Origin of the sequence: Plantibacter sp. RU18, assembly GCF_050613355.1 — a bacterium.
Classification (GTDB): Bacteria; Actinomycetota; Actinomycetes; order Actinomycetales; family Microbacteriaceae; genus Plantibacter.
The window spans coordinates 4,551,133-4,569,591 of the sequence record NZ_CP159618.1; the positions used below are offsets into that span (position 1 = coordinate 4,551,133).

The window sequence follows — 18,459 nt, forward strand, 5'->3', positions numbered from 1 at the left end:
CGCCTTGTGACCACTCCGCGGTCAGTTTCTGGTCACCGCTGCATTCCCGAGCGGCATCGCGAGGGATTCGGGCAGTGTGACCGGATAGGGACCGCCTGTTGGTCACCGTGTGGCCGGTTGGTGGCCACTACCGTTGTTGCTGCTGTTCGGTGGGTGCATAGTGGCCCGGAACGGGCCGTGCTGTGGGTGGATTCTGGTCATTAGGCGGCTTCCGTCGCCGGATCGACCGCCCGGTACCCTGAGGACCAATGACTGACTCCTGGCTCCTCATCCTGATCCCGATCGGTATCGTTCTCGCGATCTGGGCAGCGATGCAGTTCCTTGTGGGCAGCAAGCGAGTCGCCATCGGAGTCCTCGTCACCATGGTCCTGGTCTACATGCTCGGCGTCTGCGCGATGCTCTTCGGCGCACCGTTGCTGGCGCAGCTCGATCCACCAGCGGATGAGCTGACGGCGCCGTCCATCGGAGGCGGCATCTTCATAGCGTTCGTCGGTCTCTACGCCGCCGGGCCGGGTATCGTCACGGCGATCGTTCTTCTTGCTGGGTACTGGGTCATGGCCAAACTCCCGCGCCGAGCCGGTCGAAGCACCAAGTAGGAGGGTCGGCTCCGAGCCCGTTCGCTAGGCTTCCGGCTATGTCTGACGCTCCTCCTCCTGGCTGGTATCCCGATCCGGAGGCCGACGGCACCGATCGTTGGTGGGACGGAGCAGCGTGGGGTCCGCGCAAGGCCGTGACCTCGATGGATACCCGTCGTCGAGCGGCACGCGAGCTCCAGGAGGAGCAGCGTTGGCGGGAGGAGATCGAGCGTGAGCTCGATGCCGAGGATCGGCGCGACGCGGCCAAGAAGAAGGACCGCGGGAAGCGGCCTCGTCGCGAGGCCGTCTTCGGCGTCCTCGCCGCTGTGGCAGCCGTCGTCATCGGGGTCGGCATCGTCGGAGCCGTTGCCCGTCAGGCCTCTGCGCCAAAGGTGTCTGCCGCGTGCAGCGACGCGATGATCGCTGCAGAGAACGAACCATTCGAGAGCGAGGTTGCCCTCCTCGCGACGTTCGACGAATGCGGCACGGCGGAGCAGTGGATCCTCGGCATCCAGGAGCATCCGACCGCCGGCTCGTTCACGTCCTACTCGAGGGCGGAAGCGATCGACCTCCTCGACCTGGGCTGCATCCGACGCACGGACGCCGTCGTCTGCATCGACGCCGCGGCGCAGGGGCACTTGACGTATGAGCTCGATGACCCGCGACTCGTCGAGCTGCAGGTCCCGCGCGGCTGACCGTGGTCGCTCTCGCGGAACGATGCTGTCGTCGTTTGCGTCACCATGGCAGGATGCCCACATGAGCGATGACTACGACGCTGAATACGAACTCGTTTACGTCGACAAGCTGCCTCAGCTGCAGCGCGTCTTGGAGGACGGGTCGCTAGGGCCCCCTTTGCAGCTGACTGTGGTCGACCGACGGGAGACGTTCTTCCGCGCGCTCCTCGACAACCCGTCCCTACTCGTGGAGACCCTGCTCGTTGTCGGACGAAACGTTCGGAGCGATCAAGGGGTGGCGTTCGATGTCCTTGCCGTCGACATCGTCGGCTGCCTCTACGCAATCATCGTCGAGCCACAGACGGCGACGCTTCCGACACTTGAGTGCGGCGTCAAGGACATGGACACCATCTACCGACTCGGCATCGATGAGGTCCGCGGGATGTACGTCGAACTCGGGATGGATGGCACATTGGATGAAGCGTTCGGTGACGCATTCGGTTGTGACCTGCCCGCGTTGCTCGACAGCTCGCCCGCCCTACGCATCATCGCCGGCGCCTTCGACTACGAGATCGTGCGCTCGAACTACTTGCTCGAGGAGTCACGCCTCGACACCGACCTTTACACCTTCCTCGAGTTCATTGAAGAAGGAGAGACACGCTCGATCGCGAGTTGGGTGATGCCCATCTCTGATGATGACTACCAGTATCGGAACTTCGAGTTGTAGCCGTGAACGAAGAAGACCCCGAAGCGCATCTCGCGCTTCGGGGTCTTCTGTTGGAGCTGCGTTAGGCTACTCGCGCTCGAGGCGCACAGTCATGGTCGTGCCGAGTGCGGTGACCTCGTAGGACAGCTCGCCGTTCTCGTAGGTGAACGTCTTCGTCGCATCGCCGGACGCCATCATGGAGCTGCCGGTCTTCGTGGTGTCGTTCGCCGAGTCCCAGGTGAACGACTGCGAGGCGTCCGCCGGCGCGACGACGGTTCCCGCCCAGTAAAGCGACTTCGTGTCCGTCGCGACCCAGTAGACCTCGATGGTGTCACCGGTGATGGTCGCGGTCTGGAAGCTGTCGGCGCTCTTGGAGTTCGTCTGCTTCCACTCACCGGCGAGGTCCACGGGCTGCGGAGCGTCGGTGGTGACCTCGGCGGCCGGCGTCGCGGGCTCATTGGTGCTGGCGCCGGACGAGCAGGCGGTGGAGCCGAAGGCGATGGCAGCGAGAAGAGTGAGCGCAGAGATGCGCTTGGTGAGGGTGCTGTGCATGACGCTCAGCATAGTGATCGCCTGAGTTCTCCTCAGCGCCTCAGCAGCTCGCGGCAGCGGCACGGTAGAGCGCGCCGACGTTGTCGAGGTACTCGTCTTCGGTGATGTTGCTGAGCGACCCTGTCGCTTTCCAGTTGCTCCGGGCGTTGGCGACCGACTCGGCAAGAGTCTCGCCATCGGCGATGCGCTTGCAGGTCACCTTGCGGGAGGTGAGCAGTTGCTCGTCGCCGATCTGTTGGAAGTGGACCTTCGGGTCCGATCGAATGGCATCGAGGAACGCCTGTTCCTTGTTCGCGCCGCCCATGCCGACGATGACAGCGACGATGGTGCCAACGGCGCCGAGACCGACCACGACCGCGATGATCGGGATCCAGCGTCGCTGCCGGGGCTGTTCGTCCGGCTTGGCCGCGCGTCGTTGAGTGCTCATGGCACCATCCTGGCGCAGGTCTCGACGACGTGGGCGGCCGGGTTCACTGCGGCGACGCCATCCCCAACGGCGCAACCGCCTCGCGCATCTCTGCAGCGAAGCGCGCCCGGAAGTTCCCCAGCGGGAACGGAATCGCCTCGTCGTGCAGTAGCGGATCACCCGCTGCGACGAGGGCCGGCGCCAGCGCCCGGAACGTGGGCGCGTGGCAGATGACGATCCCGTCAGGGGCGAGGTCGAGGATCTCGCGGGTGCGCGCCGGCGCGTGCTCGAGGAGAGCCCGTCGGCGATCGCCGGAGGAGAGCTTGTTCACCGGGTACGGTGCGAGGTCGATCAGCCAGACACCGTCATCGCGCAGCCGCGTGAGCCACGGTGCGCGGTCGTCACCGGTGGCGACCTTCGCTCCGTAGAGCGCGAGGACGACGCCGCGGAACAGGTTGTCGGCACGGGAGACGGTCGGTGCGTAGAAGAAGCAGCGCTCCGTCGCCGCGGCCGCTCCGGAGTGGGGCGCCGACTCGGCGACCAGGAGAAGCTTCACGTGGTCCGGCTTCCACTGCATGCGGAGCTGCTGGTACCAGGGGTCTTCGGCGGCCGTCACGGCCTCAGCGTATCGACGCCGCTCGGCATAATGGGGCTCATGCCCAAGTTCGTCTCGCCCGTCGCTGTGCTCGCTGCAGCGGTCCTCCTACTCACTGGCTGCTCCGGCGGTAACGCCGGTGACGGCCGCCCGTGCGAGACCGTTCCACCCGAGCTTCTGAGCGCGATCGCGGACGGCGCCAATGACGGTCCCGCGATCACCCCGGTCGCCGCCGGCGCCGTGAAGTCCGCAGAGCGAGGCGACGTGTACATCGTCGCGATGAGCTTCACGACCCCGGGCTTCGAGGATGAACACGAGGTCGGCGTCTGGGGCATCGGCGGCTCGCTCACCCCGGGTTCCGGGCCCTTGGTCGCTATCGACAGCTTCGCGGCGGAGTTCACCGTGTGGCCGCACCAGATGAACGGCGAGGAGTTCTCCGTCGCGGAGGACGGCGTCGACGAGGCGAAGGCCTGTCTCGAGGGCTGAGCCTCAGCTCGTCATCTAGAACGCCTGCTTGTCGAAGCCTTCCGGCGCCGAGTGCAGCGGGTCCTCCCATTGAAGCCCCGCGGCCACGGCGCGCGCCAGCGTCTCGAGGTCGGTGCCGAAGTAGCAGTAGCCGTGGATGGTGTCGACCTGCTGATGTGGTCGCATGACGACCAGCCGCCAGTTGTAGAGCATCTTCCAGGCCTCGACGACGTACTCGTCCGTCTCCTGCAGGCGGAAGCCGTTGTCGATCCGAACGATGCGCTCCTGGTCGACGTCGGCGTCGTGGCGCAGGGCCGACTCGAGGTCGTCGAGCACGTTGCTGCTGGAGAGCAATACACGTTCCGGTGAAAGGCTCATTGGTCCACCGTATCTCGCGGTCGACTGCAACATCTTTGACGCCATGCGTATCCGGTGCATCCGGGCTCAGACACTCGGCGCCGACAGGCTACGAACGGACTTCCAGGGCATGGTCCACGCGATACTTACGGCTAGGAAGGCAAATACGTCTATATGGTGCCGAAAGGTGCCTCAAACGTCCGTTTTCTCGCAGCCTCGTCGGGGCCAAACGGTACGATGGATCCTGCAACGCAAAAGACCCCTGTTGGTAGATCGCCAACAGAGTGAACGGTCAGCGACAACAAGGGTCAGAGCGGAATTTCCTGGCAGAGATTCGTTCTGATCTTAACCCTTCTCGCTGGGAAGACGTCAACTCGTCTCTCAGCGGGGCGGGTGTCGTGCGGTGCAGGAAGGCCCATAGTGGCTGTGAAGCGAATCCCCCTGAAGCCTGTGAACCCCCGGACGCCGATGCGTCCCGGCGAGATCAGGATCGTCATTCGTCCGCGGTAGCGAACGGATAGACCGACGGGCGTGAGCTCGTCGGTCGAAAAAGAAGACCCCGAAGCGCGGAATGCGCTTCGGGGTCTTCTCGTTGGTGCAGGTGTCTCCGATGGCGGCGCGCCTCAGGAGTAGTGGCCGCGGATGACGCGAATCGCGTCGAGGGCTTCGTGCACCGTGAGGGTTGCGAGAACCGCTCCGTCCGTTGCGACCAGCTCGATGTCACCGGTGCTCTGGGCTCGACGGTCCACGGCGATGAACCCGTGCGGGATGCCCACCCAGGCGTTGACGGAGACCCCCTCATCCGAGCTGTCGAGGACGCTCTGGAGCGTCTCGGCGAGGCCCAGGACGTCGCCGTCGTGGAGCGTCAGCTCGAGCGAGCGGATGGTCAGCTCGACGCTCACGAGCGTGTCGGGTGCGTTCCGAATGGTGGTGGTGCTGGGTGGTTCAGACAGTGTCGCCGGCGGTGCTTCCCGCTGGCGGAGGAGGGTGTGCGCGTCTCTTGCGGAATGGCCCTCGTGACGCGGGGGCGCGGCACGTCTAGTGCTGCTTCTCACGGGAGGTCGCAGGTTTCGATTCTTCGGTGGTTGCGCGGCTTGCCGCAGCGACCCTGTCGGTCTGTGGTGCTGCTGGCCGATGCTCGACCGGGGTGGAACCAATCCGGCATTGATGCTTGGCAGGACGGACCGAACACCGAAGCGCGAGGGCGATGCAGCGATGCTGACGGGCTTGCGAATAGCTTCGTAAACCAGCAAGAAGCACACTACCGAGACTACCCAGGTCGCCGTAAAATCGACTCTGACCAGGTATAAACATAGTTGCGAGATCCACCGGCCGCACCATATGCTGCCGAGCATGGTCTCTCATTCGCACCCCACCATCTCAGCCGAACGCGGCGAAACTCCACCCGCTGTTGAGTTGGATGACCTCTGGCAAGCACTCGAACAGCTCGGCGGTGACTCGAACTACCTCCTTGCCGCACTCACCAACCACATTCGAGCGCTGACTCCCGTCCGACCGAGCGGCCTGAGCGCCGAGCAGACTGAATACCTCATCAGCTCGGGAGCGTTCACCGCAGAGTCCCTCGCTGAAACGCAAGCACGCGTCGCTCGCGGGGATCTGCAGCAGAACATGTTCGAGTCGTTTCTCTCGCACCTCCACGAGACCGCGACACTGGATGATCTCATCGGGTACCTCCGCTGGGACGAGGGAACCATCCGCACCGCGGTCGACGAAGGCCGCCTACACGCCATCGAGGTCGCCGGCCAGCTCAGATTCCCCGTCTGGCAACTCACCTACCGTGGCGACAAGCTCCTCCCCGGGCTCCCCGCGATCCTGGAAGCAGCGCGCACACGGATGAAAAGCCTCGCCCTCGCCAGCTTCATGACGATCCCACAAGAGAGCCTCATCGCCACCGGACGGCAGGTCCCAACCGAGTGGCTCATTCAGGGCAATGACGTGCAAGAAGTTGTCGACGTCATCATCAACTCCGGTCGCACTTGAACGCTGTCCGCGCACCCGAGGCATCACCATGATCGAACGGAGCAAACGAATCGAGCCGGTTGCGTCCAATAGCGTGGTGTAACCCCGGCCCTGATGGGCGTGTTGCACCGATGTGAGGCGGCCACCGCGTGATTCTTGGAAAGACCGATCAAGTCTTTTCCGAAGGAGTACACGCGATGACCGCACCCCATTTTATTGACCCTGCCCGTTTCCTGTCCGAACAACTCGAGCAAGCCTCGCCGGACCTGATGCGGCAGATGCTGACCACGTTCATCAACGCGCTGATGAGCGCCGAGGCCGAAGCCGTCTGCGGGGCCGAATACGGCCAGATCTCCGCCGACCGGACCAACTCCCGCAACGGCTACCGGCACCGGGATTTCGACACCCGCACCGGCACTCTCGACGTCGCGATCCCGAAGCTGCGCACCGGAACGTACTTCCCGGACTGGCTCCTCGAGCGGCGCCGCCGTGCCGAGGCCGCCCTGACCAGCGTCGTGGCGACCTGCTACCTGCTCGGGGTCTCGACCAGGCGGATGGAGAAACTCGTCGAGTCCCTCGGCATCACTCGTCTGTCCAAGTCGCAGGTGTCGATCATGGCCACCGACCTCGACGAGCAGGTCGAGCAGTTCCACACCCGGCCCCTCGACGCTGGCCCCTACACGTTCGTCGCCGCCGACGCCCTGGTGCTGAAGGTGCGCGAGGGCGGCCGTGTCGCTAACGTCCACGCGCTCCTCGCGACGGGCGTGAACAAGGACGGGCACCGTGAGATCCTGGGCTTGCAGGTCACCAGCGCCGAAGACGGCGCCGGCTGGCTGGGCTTTTTCCGCGACCTGACTGCCCGCGGCCTCACCGGGGTGAAGCTCGTCACCAGCGACGCTCACGCCGGCCTCGTCGCGGCGATCGGGGCGACGCTGCCCGGCGCGACCTGGCAGCGCTGTCGCACCCACTACGCCGCGAATCTGATGTCCGCGACCCCGAAGTCCAGCTGGCCGTGGGTGAAGACCCTGCTCCACTCGGTCTATGACCAGCCCGACAAGGACGCCGTCCACGCACAGTTCGACCGGGTCCTGAACGCCCTGGAAGAGAAGCTCCCCGCAGTCGCCACCCACCTCGAGACCGCCCGGGCGGACGTGCTCGCGTTCACCGGCTTCCCGAAGGAGATCTGGCGCCAGCTCTGGTCCAACAACCCGCAGGAGCGCCTCAATCGCGAGATCCGCCGCCGCACCGACGTCGTGGGTATCTTCCCCGACCGCGGCTCCCTGATCCGCCTCGTCGGAGCGGTCCTGGCCGAACAACACGACGAGTGGATCGAAGGCCGCCGCTATCTCGGCCTCGACGTCCTCAGCCGCTCACGCCTCACCCTCGTCCCGACCGACAAGGAGGAACAAACAACCGAACTCGGCGCCCTCAGCGCCTAGAAATCCAAGAATCACGCGGCAATCCCGTTACACCACGCGTTTGGACTTGACCATCGAGGGTCAAGCCCCGTGGAGTGGTGTAGCCGTGTGTCCTTCGATTCGTTGGGTTAGGCGCTGAGGGCGAGTTCTGGTTCGGGCACCTCGGTTCCGGTGTCGGGGACGATGGTGAGGCGGCTCTTGGCGAGGATGTCGAGTCCGAGGTAGCGGCGTCCCTCGGCCCATTCATCGGTCTGTTCGGCAAGGACGGCGCCGACGAGCCGGGTGATCGCGTCGCGATTGGGGAAGATGCCGACGGAGTCGGTGCGGCGACGGATTTCACGATTCAGGCGCTCGTTCGGGTTGTTCGACCAGATCTGCTGCCAGAGCCCCTCGGGGAACCCGGTGAACGCGAGGATGTCGGCGCGGGCAGCGTCGAGGTGTTCGTGAGCTGCGGGCAGTTTCCCGTCGACGTAGTCCAACAGCCGGTCGAACTGGGCGTGGACGGCGTCGGCGTCGGGCTGGTCGTAAACGGAGTGCAGCATAGCCTTGACCGCGGGCCAGAGACTCTTCGGGGTCACCGACATCAGGTTCGCGGCGTAGTGGGTGCGGCAGCGTTGCCAGGCCGCGCCGGGGAAGTTCGCGGCGATCGCCTCGACCAGACCGCGGTGCGCGTCGGAAGTGACCAGACGAACCCCGGTCAGACCGCGGGCGACGAGGTCGGCGAAGAACGTGTTCCACGCCGCCCCGGTCTCCGACGTGGCCACCCGCAGGCCCAGGACCTCGCGGCGCCCATCGGCGTTGACCCCGGTCGCGACGAGAACAACGGCGTTGATGACGCGTCCGCCTTCGCGGACTTTCATGGTGAGAGCGTCGGCGGCGACGAACGTGAATGGGCCGGCATCACCGAGCGGGCGGTGTCGGAATTGGTCAACGTGCTCGTCGAGGTCCGCAGCCATCCGGGACACTTGCGACTTCGACAACGAGTGAATCCCGAGGGTCTTCACGAGTTTGTCCATGCGGCGTGTGGAGACGCCGGCGAGGTAGCAGTCCGCGACGACGGTGATCAGGGCGGTCTCGGCGCGTTTGCGGCGCTCGAGGAGCCACTCCGGGAAGTAGGTGCCAGAGCGCAGCTTCGGGATCGCGACATCGATGGTCCCGGCGCGGGTATCGAGGTCGCGGTGCCGGTAGCCGTTGCGTTGGACGGTGCGACCCGGGGTGGGTTGGCCCCACTCGGCGCCGATCACCGCGTCAGCGTCGGCAGAGAGGAGCGCGTTGATCATGGTTTGCAGCAGCGACCGCATCAGATCGGGAGACGCGTCGGTCAGGGCTTCGCCAAGAAGGTGTGCAGGGTCGACAATATGTGGAGCGGTCATCGTGATGATGCCTTTCGAGTGGAGGTTAGAGACTTCTCGAAGGAGTCACACGGTGACCGCGCTCACGTCCAAGACCGAGCCGGCCACCGCAGGCTACACCACCTTATGGGGCACTACTCTGGGCGGATCCCTTCCCAGGAGCCGAAGAGGCCAGAAGGAGCACGCTGCAGCCGTCCAGGCACATCCACCTGACACGTCCAACCCGCTACAGAGCCGCTCATCGTTCGTACGATACATGCCGCAGAATCAGAGGAAGTCGAAGGCGACTACGCCAGGGCAGGTTCATGAGGTCGACGAGACCTGTATCAGCGGCAGGTCAGAGTACGGCGAGACACTCAGGCCGAGGGATCTCGAATTCCATGGAGATGGCTAACCTCGGAACGCTCGTACCGTCCACTGCGCCGCTTCGAGCGGTGCCGGACAACCTGGTGTCTTCGCGCGTGGGTGCTGGTAGTGGGCGCGCGATCACGTGCGGCGAATTGGTTCTTCCTGTGCGGCCATCTGTCGTGAGCTGCCCATGTTCCTGCCCGCCTCACAGGGCGGACACTGCGCCGCGAACAGCGGTCGTAGGAGTTCTACGGCGCCGGCACCGACACCGGAAGGCCAGTAGAAGAGGACTCAATCCTGCCAGGCTCTGCACGGCTCCGAGTCACATCGCAAATCAGCCAGACTTCCGCCTAGCATCCGAGGAAAAACGCCAAGTTCACCTCGAACCTACGCCCGAGCCGGTGGACGCCCCTACGCCGCCGCCATCCCGAAATTGACCACTCAACGCCGCCTGCGATCACTTCATCATCCCGCACATCATTAAATATGATCGCGGGTTCGCTAGGAAACGACCACCCGTCTGTAATTTCCTCTGCCCACGTATCGTGTCGCTCCGAGCAGGAAGCGACAATCAAAATGAGCAGGCGACACTTTGAGTGACTCGTTCACAGTTCACACTACTGCCCAGGCGCCATGTCCGCGAAGCGGCTGAAGTGGCCGTGGAAGCCGACGGTGATCGTGCGGGTGGGGCCGTTACGGTGCTTGGCGATAATGAGGTCCGCCTCGCCCGCTCGCGGGCTGTCCTTCTCGTAGGCGGACTCGCGGTGCAGGAGCACCACCATGTCGGCGTCCTGCTCGATCGAGCCGGACTCACGGAGGTCTGAGAGGGCCGGCATCTTGTCGGCACGCTGCTCTGCACCACGGTTCAGCTGCGACAGCGCGATGACGGGGACCTGGAGCTCCTTCGCCATGAGCTTCAACGCACGGGAGAACTCCGAGACCTCCTGCTGACGGCTCTCGACACGCTTACCCGATGTCATCAGCTGCAGGTAGTCGATGACGACCATCTTCAGGCCGACACGCTGCTTCAGACGACGGCACTTCGCGCGGATCTCGACGAGCGTCATGTTCGGGCTGTCGTCGATGTAGAGCGGGGCGTCGTTGATGCGGCCGCGCACCTGGGCGATCTTCGTCCAGTCCTGCGAGTCGACCGTGCCCTTACGCATGAGCTGCAGCGGCACGGAGGCCTCCGCACTCATCAGACGCATCGCGATCTCGCTGCGCCCCATCTCGAGGGAGAAGAAGATCGACGGGTGGTTGTAGTGGATGGAGGCCGCGCGCGCGAAGTCGAGCGCCAGCGTGGACTTACCGATAGCGGGTCGAGCGGCGACGATGATGAGCTGGCCGGGGTGCAGGCCGTTCGTCAGCTCGTCCAGCTCGCGGAAGCCCGTCGGCACGCCCGTCATCGAACCGTCGTTGTGCTTGGCGGCCTCGATCTCGTCGATCGCGGCACTCACCGCATCGGTCAGCGGGACGTAGTCCTCGACCTCCTGGTTGCCGGAGACCGCATAGATCTCGGCCTGAGCGGTGTTGACGAGCTCGACGGCCTCGCCCTCGGCCGCGTAGCCCATCTGGACGATACGCGTGCCGGCCTCGACCAGGCGACGCAACAGTGCACGCTCGGAGACGATCCGTGCGTAGTAGCCGGCGTTGGCGGCCGTGGGGACGAGGCTCGTGAGCGTGTGCAGGTAGTCAGCGCCACCGGCACGGGAGAGCTCGCCCGTCTTGACGAGCTCGTCGGTGACGGTGATGACATCGGTCGGTTCACCATGCGAGTACAGGGTCAGCAGAGCGTCGTAGATGACCTCGTGCTTCGGGATGTAGAAGTCGACGCCGCGCAGGATCTCGACGACGTCGGCGACCGCGTCCTTCGAGAGCAACATGCCACCGAGCGCGCTCTGCTCGGCGAGCAGGTCGTGCGGGGGTACCCGCTCAGAACTCCGCGGCTCGTCGTATGAGCCGCCTTCCGAGCGGTTGAGGTGAGCGATCGACAAGTGGACATCCCTTCTCGATGTGACTCAGGTCGGTACTGGTGGTGATGCGTCAGGTGTAGCAGCAGCATGCGACACGCAGCGCGCTGCACGGCGTGGACGAGCCTCGGACGAGGGCTTCAGAGCCTGCTCGTCCGGTCGTTCCGAGACGCCGATGACTCACGATAGGGCCACTCGGACTCACAACCAACTCTGCCTGTGGATAACTCTGTGGACAGATCGGGGGAAACGCCGCGTGACGTGTGCACAAGCTGTGGGAAACCCTGTGGACAAAGAACCAATTTTCCCGACTAAAGCATCTCCGATCAGGTCTTTTATATTCCACAGGCTGTGTGTGGAAAGTTCTCTCGATCCTGTGTCGAACGTTGGGGAAAACGGACGTCACCTGTGCACAACTTGCTTGACGCGGAGGGCAAATCGGGTGTAGCGAACGCCTGTCGGTCGATCGACCCACCCGCGTTCCGGGGACGCACCGCGCCTGCGCACAACAAAGCGATGGCGGCAAGCCTTTCGGCCCGCCGCCATCGCGGATACTGCTGCATGCGCGAACGGAAGCGTCCGGAGACGCCCACGCTCGGCGCAGGTGTTACTTGGCCGCAACCACCTGGAGGGTGATCGTGGCGACGATCTCGTCGCGGAGGCTGATCGTGGCCTCGTGCTCGCCGACGTACTTGATCGGGGTGTGGATCTCGATCTTGCGCTTGTCGACCTCACCGAGACCCGCGCCGGCAACAGCCTTCGCGATGTCGGCCGGCTTGACGGAACCGAACAGGCGGCCTTCGCCACCCGTCTTGACCGTGAGCTTGACCTTCGTGGCCTGGAGGCGAGCCTTCAGGTCCTGGGCCTCTTCGATCGTTGCGTGCTCGCGAGCAGCACGAGCGGACTTGATCTGCTCGACCTGCTTCTCGCCACCGCGAGTCCACGGGGTCGCGAAACCCTGGGGAACGAGGAAGTTGCGAGCGTAGCCGTTCTTGACGTCGACGACGTCACCGGCGGAACCGAGGCCGGAGACCTCGTGCGTCAGAATTACTTTCGACATGTGCGGCGCCTCCTAGCGGCCAGAGCCGGCGTAGGGCAGGAGCGCCATCTCGCGTGCGTTCTTGACCGCACGTGCGATGAGTCGCTGCTCCTGGACGTTGACACCGGTGATACGACGAGCACGGATCTTTCCCCGCTCGGAGATGAACTTGCGAAGCGTGGCGACATCCTTGTAATCGATGACACCAACGCGGATCGCCTTCGCGGGAGCGACGTTCTTGCCGCCCTTAGCACCGCGGGCAGGCTTGCGGCGGTCGCCGCTCGACTTTCCAGCCATGGTTGTTCCTTTGCGTGTGAATGGAGTGATCGGTCATCCGGCGAGGCCGGGCCGATCGAATCTGTTTAGAAGGGGGTCTCGTCGCTGTAGCTGCCTGGAGTGTTCCAGGCATCTGCACCGCCGTTGCCACCGGAGGCTGCGGGTGCGCTCTGAGCCCAGGGCTCGTTCTGCTGCACCTGCGGTGCTCCTCCGCCGCGCTGCTGGCCACCGCCGCCGCCACCCGAGGGTGCGCGGCTGATGGTCGCGGTCGCGTACCGGAGCGAAGGGCCGATCTCGTCGACTTCGAGTTCCATCGAAGTCCGCTTCTCGCCTTCCTTCGTCTCGTAGGAACGCTGCTTGAGACGCCCGGTCGCGATGACACGGCTTCCCTTGGTGAGCGATCCGGCCACGTGTTCGGCGAATTCACGCCAAACGCTCGCGCGCAGGAACAGCGCTTCGCCGTCCTTCCACTCGTTCGCCGCGCGATCGAAATTGCGCGGAGTGGAAGCGATGGTGAAGTTGGCGACAGCCAGGCCGTTCTGCGTGAAACGCAGCTCCGGATCGCTGGTCAGGTTGCCCACCACGGTGATGACGGTCTCGCCGGCCATGAGCTCTAGGCTTCCGTGGTCTCAGCTGCAGCCGGAGCTGCATCTGCCTTGGGAGCCTCGGCCTTCGGGGCGTCGGCCTTGGGAGCCTCGACCTTCGGTGCCTCGACCTTTGCAGCAGCGGGCTTCGCGGCAGCCTTGCGGGCGGCCTTCTCTTCGCTGCGCTTGGTCTCGGTGGCGACCTGAGCGATGGCTTCTTCGGCACGCAGCACCTTGGTGCGCATGACGGCCTCGGAGAGCTTCAGCTGACGGTCGAGCTCCTGCGTTGCAGCGCTCGTTGCAGTGAAGTCGACGACGGCGTAGATGCCTTCGGTCTTCTTGTTGATCTCGTAAGCGAGACGACGACGGCCCCAGATGTCGACCTTGTCGATGGATCCACCATCGTTGCGGATGACGTTGAGGAACTTGTCGAGGCTCGGTGCAACCGTGCGCTCGTCAATCTCGGGGTCGAGGATAACCATGAGTTCGTACTGATGCGTCACTAACCCACCTCCTTCGGACTCGAACGGCCACAGACTTTCTGTGGCAGGAGGGTGTAAGCATCGTTGCGACCGGCCGAGAACAGAGCGGACGCGCCCGGGCAACCTTCATAGAGTACCCGAGTGAGGCCCGAACCGCCACCGCACGCCCTTCCGCGAGGCTGTTCGGACATGGGATGCTGTTCCCGATGACCGCCCCAGCCAGCCGCAAGCGCGCCGACCGACTGATCGGCCTCGACCTCGCGCGGTTCCTCGCGCTCATCGGGATGATGGCCACGCACGTGTGGTCGTTCGACATCGAGACCGGTGGACACACTGCTCTCACCACGGTGCTCTCCGGCAAGGCGGCAGCTCTCTTCGCCGTGTTGGCCGGAATCGGCATCGTCCTCACGAGCAGACGGGATCTCGCCGCAGGCTCCCCCGCGGCCGCCCGCCTGAACCTGTTCGGTCGCGGCTTCGCCCTGCTCGTCCTCGGGCTCACGCTCGGCGTCCTCCCGGGTGGCATCTACGTCATCATCGCCTACTACGGCGTGACGTTCTGGCTCGCGATCCCCGCGGTGACGTGGCGCCCACGCACCCTCCTCATCGTCGCCGGAGTCTGGGCCACCGTCTGGCCGATCTGCTCCCAGCTCCTGCGGGCACCACTCGGCGGCATCGACGTCCCCGAGATCGGGAGCGCGTCCTGGTTCGACCTCTCTGGAGCCGGCTTCGCCAGAGGACTCCTCCTCACCGGGGTGTACCCGGCGCTCACCTGGATCGTCTACGTCCTCGTCGGCATGGCCGTCGGCCGGCTCCTCATGGAATCGCGCGCGAACGGCTCGCTGCGACGGTTCGCGCTGACGCTCGCGGGCGTGGGGGTCGTCGTCGCCGTCGCCGCGGACCGCCTCGCCGCCCTCCTGCTCGGTCCGCTCGGCGGGCTCGACGGCATCGCGCGCGCGTGGACCGGTGGCCTCGATCCCGACCCGACGACGATCGCCGCGGTCGAGGACGCACTCGCGGAGGGAATGTACGGCACGAGCCCGACGGAGTCGCTCTGGTGGCTCGTCGCCCGTTCGCCGCACTCCGGGACGACGCTCGACCTCGTCTTCACCACGGGCATCGCCGCTGTCGTCATCGGCCTGTGCCTGGCCCTCGGCACCGTCCTGAACCGCGGCTGGTCGCGAGCCCTGCTCCCGGCAGCCGGTGCGGGGGCCGCTCCGCTCACGGTGTACTCCGCGCATGTCGTGATGGCATCGGTCGGCGCCTTCATCGCCATCGGCGGCATCGCCGGTACCGGATACACCGCCGAGACCCGCTGGCTCATCTCGAGCCCGGAACTCTGGCTCCTCCACATCGCTGGGGCGCTCCTGCTCGGATGGCTCATCGCCCTCACCCGTCGACGCGGGCCGCTCGAGACGCTCGTCCACGCCGCCGGGCGATCGCTCGCCGACGCGCAGCGACGAACGCCGGAGCGACGGTCCGAGAGCACCAACGAACCGGCCGGGATTCAGACGAACGGACCAGGCGCCGATCCCGGGAGCATGGTCGACTGAGACGACGGTGCGGTTCCGCACCCGACGCCGAGACAGGACTCCGATGACCCTCCCCGCCACCAGTCCAGCAGCCGATGTCGTCGACCGGTGCACAGCCCGGGTGCCCGAACTGCTCCAGGACCTCGAGCAGCTGATCCTCACGGAGTCGCCCTCGGACGATCACCGGGCGGTCGCCACGAGTGCCGCAGTGGTCGCCGAACTCCTCGATCGGCGCCTCGGACGCCCGCCGGAGACGATCGTCGTGAACGGCTGCACCCACCTGCGACTGCGATTCGGCAAGCCACGGGTCCTCCTGCTCGCGCACCATGACACGGTCTGGCCGATCGGCTCGCTGGACGAACACCCGTTCTCGATCGTCGAGGACGTGATCCGCGGGCCCGGCTGCTTCGACATGAAACTCGGGCTGGCGCAGGCGGTCCACGCGATGGCAGCGCTGCGCGATAGCGGAGGGGACGCGGCCCTCGACGGCGTGTGCCTCCTGGTCACGGGTGACGAGGAGCTCGGCTCGCCCGATTCCCGGGAACTCATCGAGACGGAGGCGACGGGGTGCGTTGCAGCGCTCGTCCTCGAGGCGTCCGGAGACGGCGGCGCGCTCAAGACGGGCCGGAAGGGCGTCTCGAACTACGAGGTCCACATCACCGGTCGCGCGGCACACGCTGGCCTCGAACCACACCTCGGGATCAACGCCGGCGTCGAGCTTGCTCGTCAGGTGCTCACGATCGGGACCCTCGGTGACGACGCGATCGGCACCACGGTCGTCCCGACGGCCTCGCAAGCCGGCACCACGAGGAACACGGTTCCCGCATCCGCCGTCCTCGCTGTCGACGCCCGTGCGACCAGCATCGCGGAGCAGGAGCGCGTGGATGCGGCGATGCGCGCGCTCCTCCCCCTCCCTCGACGGTGCGGTGATCGAGGTGACCGGCGGACCGAACCGCCCGCCGCTCGAGCACAGCGCGTCGGCCGCCCTCTTCGAACAAGCCAGGTCCATCGCCGCCGCGCACGGGCTCGGCCTGCTCCGCGGCGTCGAGGTAGGAGGCGGCTCCGACGGCAACTTCACCGCCGGGATCGGCGTACCGACGCTCGACGGCCTCGGAGCGGTCGGCGGTGGCGCGCACGCGGACGACGAGCACGCGCTCGTGTCGATGATCGGCCCGCGCACGGCACTGCTCGCCCTGCTCGTGGAGGAGTTGCTCGGCGTGACGCCATCCGTCGGCGGAGCGGCCACCGCCTGAGCGGCGGACGCTGCGCCGCGGATCAGATCCGGGAGATGAGCGCCTGCCGCGCCGCGACCGCAGCTGCCGCGAGCTGGTAGTAGACGGTGATGATGCCGATGACCTCATCGGTCGTGCTGAGCGTCCTGCGGACGGTGCGATCGCCGACCCGCTCGACGCCCGGGATCCCTCTCGCCATCTCAGCGGCGATGGTCAGTGGCAGATCGACCTCGAGGACGAGCTCGCCCGGCAGCTGGGGCCGCGGGAGGGACGCATGCCCGCGCACCGCTCGTTCCGCAGCGTCCCGGACGAGATCCCGGGCGACCGACGGTGCGAGCGTGTTCGCCGCAGCGAAGCCGTGCGCGACCTTCACCTCCGCCACCGCGACACCGGGGATCCGCTCGGCCGCGAGCGCGCAGATGACGTCATCGCCCGTCACGAGACCGACCGGCACACCGAGGGACGCCGCGTAGAGCGCGTTGACCTCCGCTTCCGAGACCGGGACGCCGTTGATGCGCACGCCCGTGAAGTGACTGGAGAAGGTGTGCGCGAGGACGCCCGGGCCGCCGGCGGGAGCGTGATACCCGACGAAGAGCGCGACGTCGCAATCGGCGGTGAGTCCCTCCGCCATGCACTGCAGCTTCGGGCTCCCGAAGACGAGACGGGCGCGGGGGTCGAGCAGTTCGTGCAGGAGGTTGTCCATCGTGCCGTGCGAGTCGTTGACGACAACCTCTGTGGCCCCACCGGCGAACGCACCGGCGATCGCCGCGTTGGTCTCGAGCGTCATGAGCTCCTGCGAGCGCGGATAGCCGTGCCCGCCGCGGACCACCTGGTCGAAGGTCGCGATCCCCGCGATCCCCTCCATGTCGACCGACATGTACACCTTGGTGGGGCTCATGCCTGCAGCCCCTGACCCGAACGCAGCGCATCGACGGCGATACGCGCCACCGTGCCGATCGCGCGGTCGGCGTCGGGGTGACGCAGTTCGAGACTGGACTCCCGCAGGAAGACCCCGACGGCGTACCGCCCGCCGTCCGGGTACTCGACGACGCCCGCCTCGTTGCGGATGAAGAAGAGCGTTCCCGTCTTGCCGCTGACTTTGACGCGGGAGTCGGGGAAGCCCGCGACGAGTCGGTGCGACCATGCCTGCAGACCGAGCACGCGGCGCACCTCAGCCGCCGCAGTCGCGCCGATCACCTCATCGCGCCAGACCGCCGCCAGCAACGCGGTGATCTCGCGGGGCGTCGTCCGGTCGTTCGACTCCGGGTTCGAGACACGGGAGGACTGCAGCAGCGCCAGGTCGGCGGCGGTGAGCGCACCGGCCTGGAGACGTCCCTCCAGCTCCGCGAGCGATTCACCGAGGTCCTCGGCCATCATGCGGAACAGCGCGTCGCAGTCCACCGGGACGACGGTGCGCTGCAGACCGAAGCTGCGCATCGTCGCATTGACCGCGTCCAGTCCGACGAGGTCGGCGATGAGGTCGGTGGCGCGGTTGTCACTCACCGACATCATCAGGACGGAGAGGTCACGGAGCGACAGCTCGACGTCGTCGAGGAGGATCGAGAGGCCGGTCGGCCCATCGGTCCTGCGTTCGTCGGCTCCGACGCGGATCCGCTGACCGGGATCGAGTGCGCCGGTCTCGTACTGCCGTGCGAGTTCCACGAGGACGGGCAACTTGAACACGCTCGCCGTGACGACGTCGGTGTCCGCGTCGAGCCCGACCTCGACGCCGGAATCGATGTCGACGGCGTGCACGTACCCGCGGATGCCGAGCGGTTGGAGCACCGACCTGATCGGTGCCTCGATGACCGGACCGGAGTCTTGAGTGATCGTCATCCACCCAGTATCTTCGTCCAGCAACGAGGGCTGTTCGTCCAAGAGTCCAACACTGTGGCACCCAAGCTGTGCGATCGAGCAGA

General features: G+C 66.0%; 20 protein-coding genes and 2 pseudogenes. 9 read left to right on the forward strand and 13 right to left on the reverse strand.

Annotated elements, in window-relative coordinates; genetic code table 11:
* Window positions 1-248 precede the first annotated feature (248 nt).
* The 3 genes from ABMA10_RS21640 (at window position 249) to ABMA10_RS21650 (ending at window position 1,976) form a co-directional block, all read left to right on the forward strand.
* Window positions 249-596 carry a hypothetical protein gene (locus ABMA10_RS21640; protein WP_347869915.1) on the forward strand — a complete coding sequence of 116 codons (348 nt, stop codon included), beginning with the start codon at window positions 249-251 and terminating at the stop codon, window positions 594-596.
* 38 nt (window positions 597-634) lie between these two features.
* Window positions 635-1,270: a DUF2510 domain-containing protein gene (locus tag ABMA10_RS21645; RefSeq protein ID WP_347869916.1), complete on the forward strand. Its 636-nt coding sequence runs from the start codon at window positions 635-637 to the stop codon at window positions 1,268-1,270.
* 61 nt (window positions 1,271-1,331) lie between these two features.
* Window positions 1,332-1,976, forward strand: coding sequence for a hypothetical protein (locus tag ABMA10_RS21650; RefSeq protein WP_347869917.1), 645 nt, complete (start codon window positions 1,332-1,334; stop codon window positions 1,974-1,976).
* 66 nt (window positions 1,977-2,042) lie between these two features.
* On the opposite strand, the gene ABMA10_RS21655 is transcribed toward ABMA10_RS21650, so the two are convergent.
* Genes ABMA10_RS21655 through ABMA10_RS21665 form a run of 3 tightly spaced genes read right to left on the reverse strand, consistent with a single transcriptional unit; the run spans window position 2,043 to window position 3,529 of the window.
* Window positions 2,043-2,507: a hypothetical protein gene (locus ABMA10_RS21655; RefSeq protein ID WP_347869918.1), complete on the reverse strand. Its 465-nt coding sequence runs from the start codon at window positions 2,505-2,507 to the stop codon at window positions 2,043-2,045.
* Window positions 2,508-2,547: 40 nt separating this feature from the next.
* Entirely contained in the window at window positions 2,548-2,934 is a 387-nt protein-coding gene (locus tag ABMA10_RS21660; protein WP_431031002.1) for a hypothetical protein, read from the reverse strand.
* Between the two features lie 43 nt (window positions 2,935-2,977).
* Window positions 2,978-3,529 (reverse strand): hypothetical protein, encoded by a 552-nt coding sequence (locus tag ABMA10_RS21665; RefSeq protein ID WP_347869920.1) that lies wholly within the window; start codon window positions 3,527-3,529, stop codon window positions 2,978-2,980.
* Window positions 3,530-3,568: 39 nt separating this feature from the next.
* Here ABMA10_RS21665 and ABMA10_RS21670 point away from each other — a divergent pair, with 39 nt between their 5' ends.
* Window positions 3,569-3,994 carry a hypothetical protein gene (locus ABMA10_RS21670; protein ID WP_431031003.1) on the forward strand — a complete coding sequence of 142 codons (426 nt, stop codon included), beginning with the start codon at window positions 3,569-3,571 and terminating at the stop codon, window positions 3,992-3,994.
* 15 nt (window positions 3,995-4,009) lie between these two features.
* Here ABMA10_RS21670 and ABMA10_RS21675 read toward each other — a convergent pair whose 3' ends face one another.
* Together ABMA10_RS21675 and ABMA10_RS21680 are read right to left on the reverse strand one after the other, a co-directional pair.
* Complete coding sequence (locus tag ABMA10_RS21675) at window positions 4,010-4,351, reverse strand: hypothetical protein (RefSeq protein WP_347869922.1); 342 nt, start codon at window positions 4,349-4,351, stop codon at window positions 4,010-4,012.
* 602 nt (window positions 4,352-4,953) lie between these two features.
* Entirely contained in the window at window positions 4,954-5,232 is a 279-nt protein-coding gene (locus ABMA10_RS21680; protein WP_347869923.1) for a hypothetical protein, read from the reverse strand.
* Window positions 5,233-5,683: 451 nt separating this feature from the next.
* Here ABMA10_RS21680 and ABMA10_RS21685 point away from each other — a divergent pair, with 451 nt between their 5' ends.
* Window positions 5,684-6,331 carry a hypothetical protein gene (locus ABMA10_RS21685; RefSeq protein ID WP_347869924.1) on the forward strand — a complete coding sequence of 216 codons (648 nt, stop codon included), beginning with the start codon at window positions 5,684-5,686 and terminating at the stop codon, window positions 6,329-6,331.
* A 176-nt stretch (window positions 6,332-6,507) separates the two neighbouring features.
* Entirely contained in the window at window positions 6,508-7,749 is a 1,242-nt protein-coding gene (locus ABMA10_RS21690) for an IS256 family transposase (protein ID WP_431031004.1), read from the forward strand.
* Window positions 7,750-7,856: 107 nt separating this feature from the next.
* Here ABMA10_RS21690 and ABMA10_RS21695 read toward each other — a convergent pair whose 3' ends face one another.
* The 6 genes and pseudogenes from ABMA10_RS21695 to rpsF form a co-directional block, all read right to left on the reverse strand.
* A complete protein-coding gene (locus ABMA10_RS21695) occupies window positions 7,857-9,101 on the reverse strand; it encodes an IS256 family transposase (RefSeq protein WP_431030682.1) in 1,245 nt (414 codons plus the stop codon).
* Between the two features lie 944 nt (window positions 9,102-10,045).
* Window positions 10,046-11,422 (reverse strand): replicative DNA helicase, encoded by a 1,377-nt coding sequence (gene dnaB / locus ABMA10_RS21700; protein ID WP_347867364.1) that lies wholly within the window; start codon window positions 11,420-11,422, stop codon window positions 10,046-10,048.
* Window positions 11,423-12,005: 583 nt separating this feature from the next.
* Window positions 12,006-12,458, reverse strand: coding sequence for a 50S ribosomal protein L9 (gene rplI, locus ABMA10_RS21705; RefSeq protein ID WP_347867365.1), 453 nt, complete (start codon window positions 12,456-12,458; stop codon window positions 12,006-12,008).
* Window positions 12,459-12,470: 12 nt separating this feature from the next.
* Complete coding sequence (rpsR, locus tag ABMA10_RS21710; protein WP_056010351.1) at window positions 12,471-12,734, reverse strand: 30S ribosomal protein S18; 264 nt, start codon at window positions 12,732-12,734, stop codon at window positions 12,471-12,473.
* Between the two features lie 65 nt (window positions 12,735-12,799).
* Complete coding sequence (locus tag ABMA10_RS21715; RefSeq protein ID WP_347867366.1) at window positions 12,800-13,321, reverse strand: single-stranded DNA-binding protein; 522 nt, start codon at window positions 13,319-13,321, stop codon at window positions 12,800-12,802.
* Between the two features lie 128 nt (window positions 13,322-13,449).
* Window positions 13,450-13,800: pseudogene (rpsF, locus tag ABMA10_RS21720) on the reverse strand (30S ribosomal protein S6); the annotation flags it as partial.
* 185 nt (window positions 13,801-13,985) lie between these two features.
* Between rpsF and ABMA10_RS21725 the strand changes: the two are divergent.
* From ABMA10_RS21725 to ABMA10_RS21735, 3 genes and pseudogenes are all read left to right on the forward strand, one after another.
* A complete protein-coding gene (locus ABMA10_RS21725) occupies window positions 13,986-15,329 on the forward strand; it encodes a heparan-alpha-glucosaminide N-acetyltransferase domain-containing protein (protein WP_347867367.1) in 1,344 nt (447 codons plus the stop codon).
* Window positions 15,330-15,372: 43 nt separating this feature from the next.
* A pseudogene (locus ABMA10_RS21730) lies at window positions 15,373-16,155 on the forward strand (M20/M25/M40 family metallo-hydrolase); the annotation flags it as partial.
* The gene (locus ABMA10_RS21735) at window positions 16,061-16,561 is read left to right on the forward strand and encodes a M20/M25/M40 family metallo-hydrolase (protein WP_431031537.1); all 501 of its coding nucleotides are present in this window, start codon (window positions 16,061-16,063) and stop codon (window positions 16,559-16,561) included. The pseudogene ABMA10_RS21730 and the gene ABMA10_RS21735, both read left to right, overlap by 95 nt.
* A gap of 22 nt (window positions 16,562-16,583) precedes the next feature.
* Here the strand turns inward: ABMA10_RS21735 and ABMA10_RS21740 are convergent, their stop codons facing one another.
* Window positions 16,584-17,438, reverse strand: a complete 855-nt coding sequence (locus ABMA10_RS21740; RefSeq protein WP_347867369.1) for a M55 family metallopeptidase — start codon at window positions 17,436-17,438, stop codon at window positions 16,584-16,586.
* Complete coding sequence (locus tag ABMA10_RS21745; protein ID WP_347867370.1) at window positions 17,435-18,376, reverse strand: serine hydrolase; 942 nt, start codon at window positions 18,374-18,376, stop codon at window positions 17,435-17,437. The genes ABMA10_RS21740 and ABMA10_RS21745 overlap by 4 nt, the downstream gene beginning before the upstream one ends.
* Between the last annotated feature and the right edge of the window lie 83 nt (window positions 18,377-18,459).

Excerpts from the sequence above, each read along its gene's own strand:
- ABMA10_RS21655 (WP_347869918.1), bottom strand. The coding sequence starts at position 2,507 with ATGCACAGCACCCTCACCAAGCGCATCTCTGCGCTCACTCTTCTCGCT.
- ABMA10_RS21725 (WP_347867367.1), top strand. The coding sequence starts at position 13,986 with ATGACCGCCCCAGCCAGCCGCAAGCGCGCCGACCGACTGATCGGCCTC.
- ABMA10_RS21745 (WP_347867370.1), bottom strand. The coding sequence starts at position 18,376 with ATGACGATCACTCAAGACTCCGGTCCGGTCATCGAGGCACCGATCAGG.
- ABMA10_RS21675 (WP_347869922.1), bottom strand. The coding sequence starts at position 4,351 with ATGAGCCTTTCACCGGAACGTGTATTGCTCTCCAGCAGCAACGTGCTC.
- ABMA10_RS21640 (WP_347869915.1), top strand. The coding sequence starts at position 249 with ATGACTGACTCCTGGCTCCTCATCCTGATCCCGATCGGTATCGTTCTC.
- ABMA10_RS21645 (WP_347869916.1), top strand. The coding sequence starts at position 635 with ATGTCTGACGCTCCTCCTCCTGGCTGGTATCCCGATCCGGAGGCCGAC.
- rpsR (WP_056010351.1), bottom strand. The coding sequence starts at position 12,734 with ATGGCTGGAAAGTCGAGCGGCGACCGCCGCAAGCCTGCCCGCGGTGCT.
- ABMA10_RS21715 (WP_347867366.1), bottom strand. The coding sequence starts at position 13,321 with ATGGCCGGCGAGACCGTCATCACCGTGGTGGGCAACCTGACCAGCGAT.
- ABMA10_RS21695 (WP_431030682.1), bottom strand. The coding sequence starts at position 9,101 with ATGACCGCTCCACATATTGTCGACCCTGCACACCTTCTTGGCGAAGCC.
- ABMA10_RS21660 (WP_431031002.1), bottom strand. The coding sequence starts at position 2,934 with ATGAGCACTCAACGACGCGCGGCCAAGCCGGACGAACAGCCCCGGCAG.
- ABMA10_RS21740 (WP_347867369.1), bottom strand. The coding sequence starts at position 17,438 with ATGAGCCCCACCAAGGTGTACATGTCGGTCGACATGGAGGGGATCGCG.
- ABMA10_RS21685 (WP_347869924.1), top strand. The coding sequence starts at position 5,684 with ATGGTCTCTCATTCGCACCCCACCATCTCAGCCGAACGCGGCGAAACT.
- rplI (WP_347867365.1), bottom strand. The coding sequence starts at position 12,458 with ATGTCGAAAGTAATTCTGACGCACGAGGTCTCCGGCCTCGGTTCCGCC.
- ABMA10_RS21690 (WP_431031004.1), top strand. The coding sequence starts at position 6,508 with ATGACCGCACCCCATTTTATTGACCCTGCCCGTTTCCTGTCCGAACAA.
- ABMA10_RS21650 (WP_347869917.1), top strand. The coding sequence starts at position 1,332 with ATGAGCGATGACTACGACGCTGAATACGAACTCGTTTACGTCGACAAG.
- ABMA10_RS21670 (WP_431031003.1), top strand. The coding sequence starts at position 3,569 with ATGCCCAAGTTCGTCTCGCCCGTCGCTGTGCTCGCTGCAGCGGTCCTC.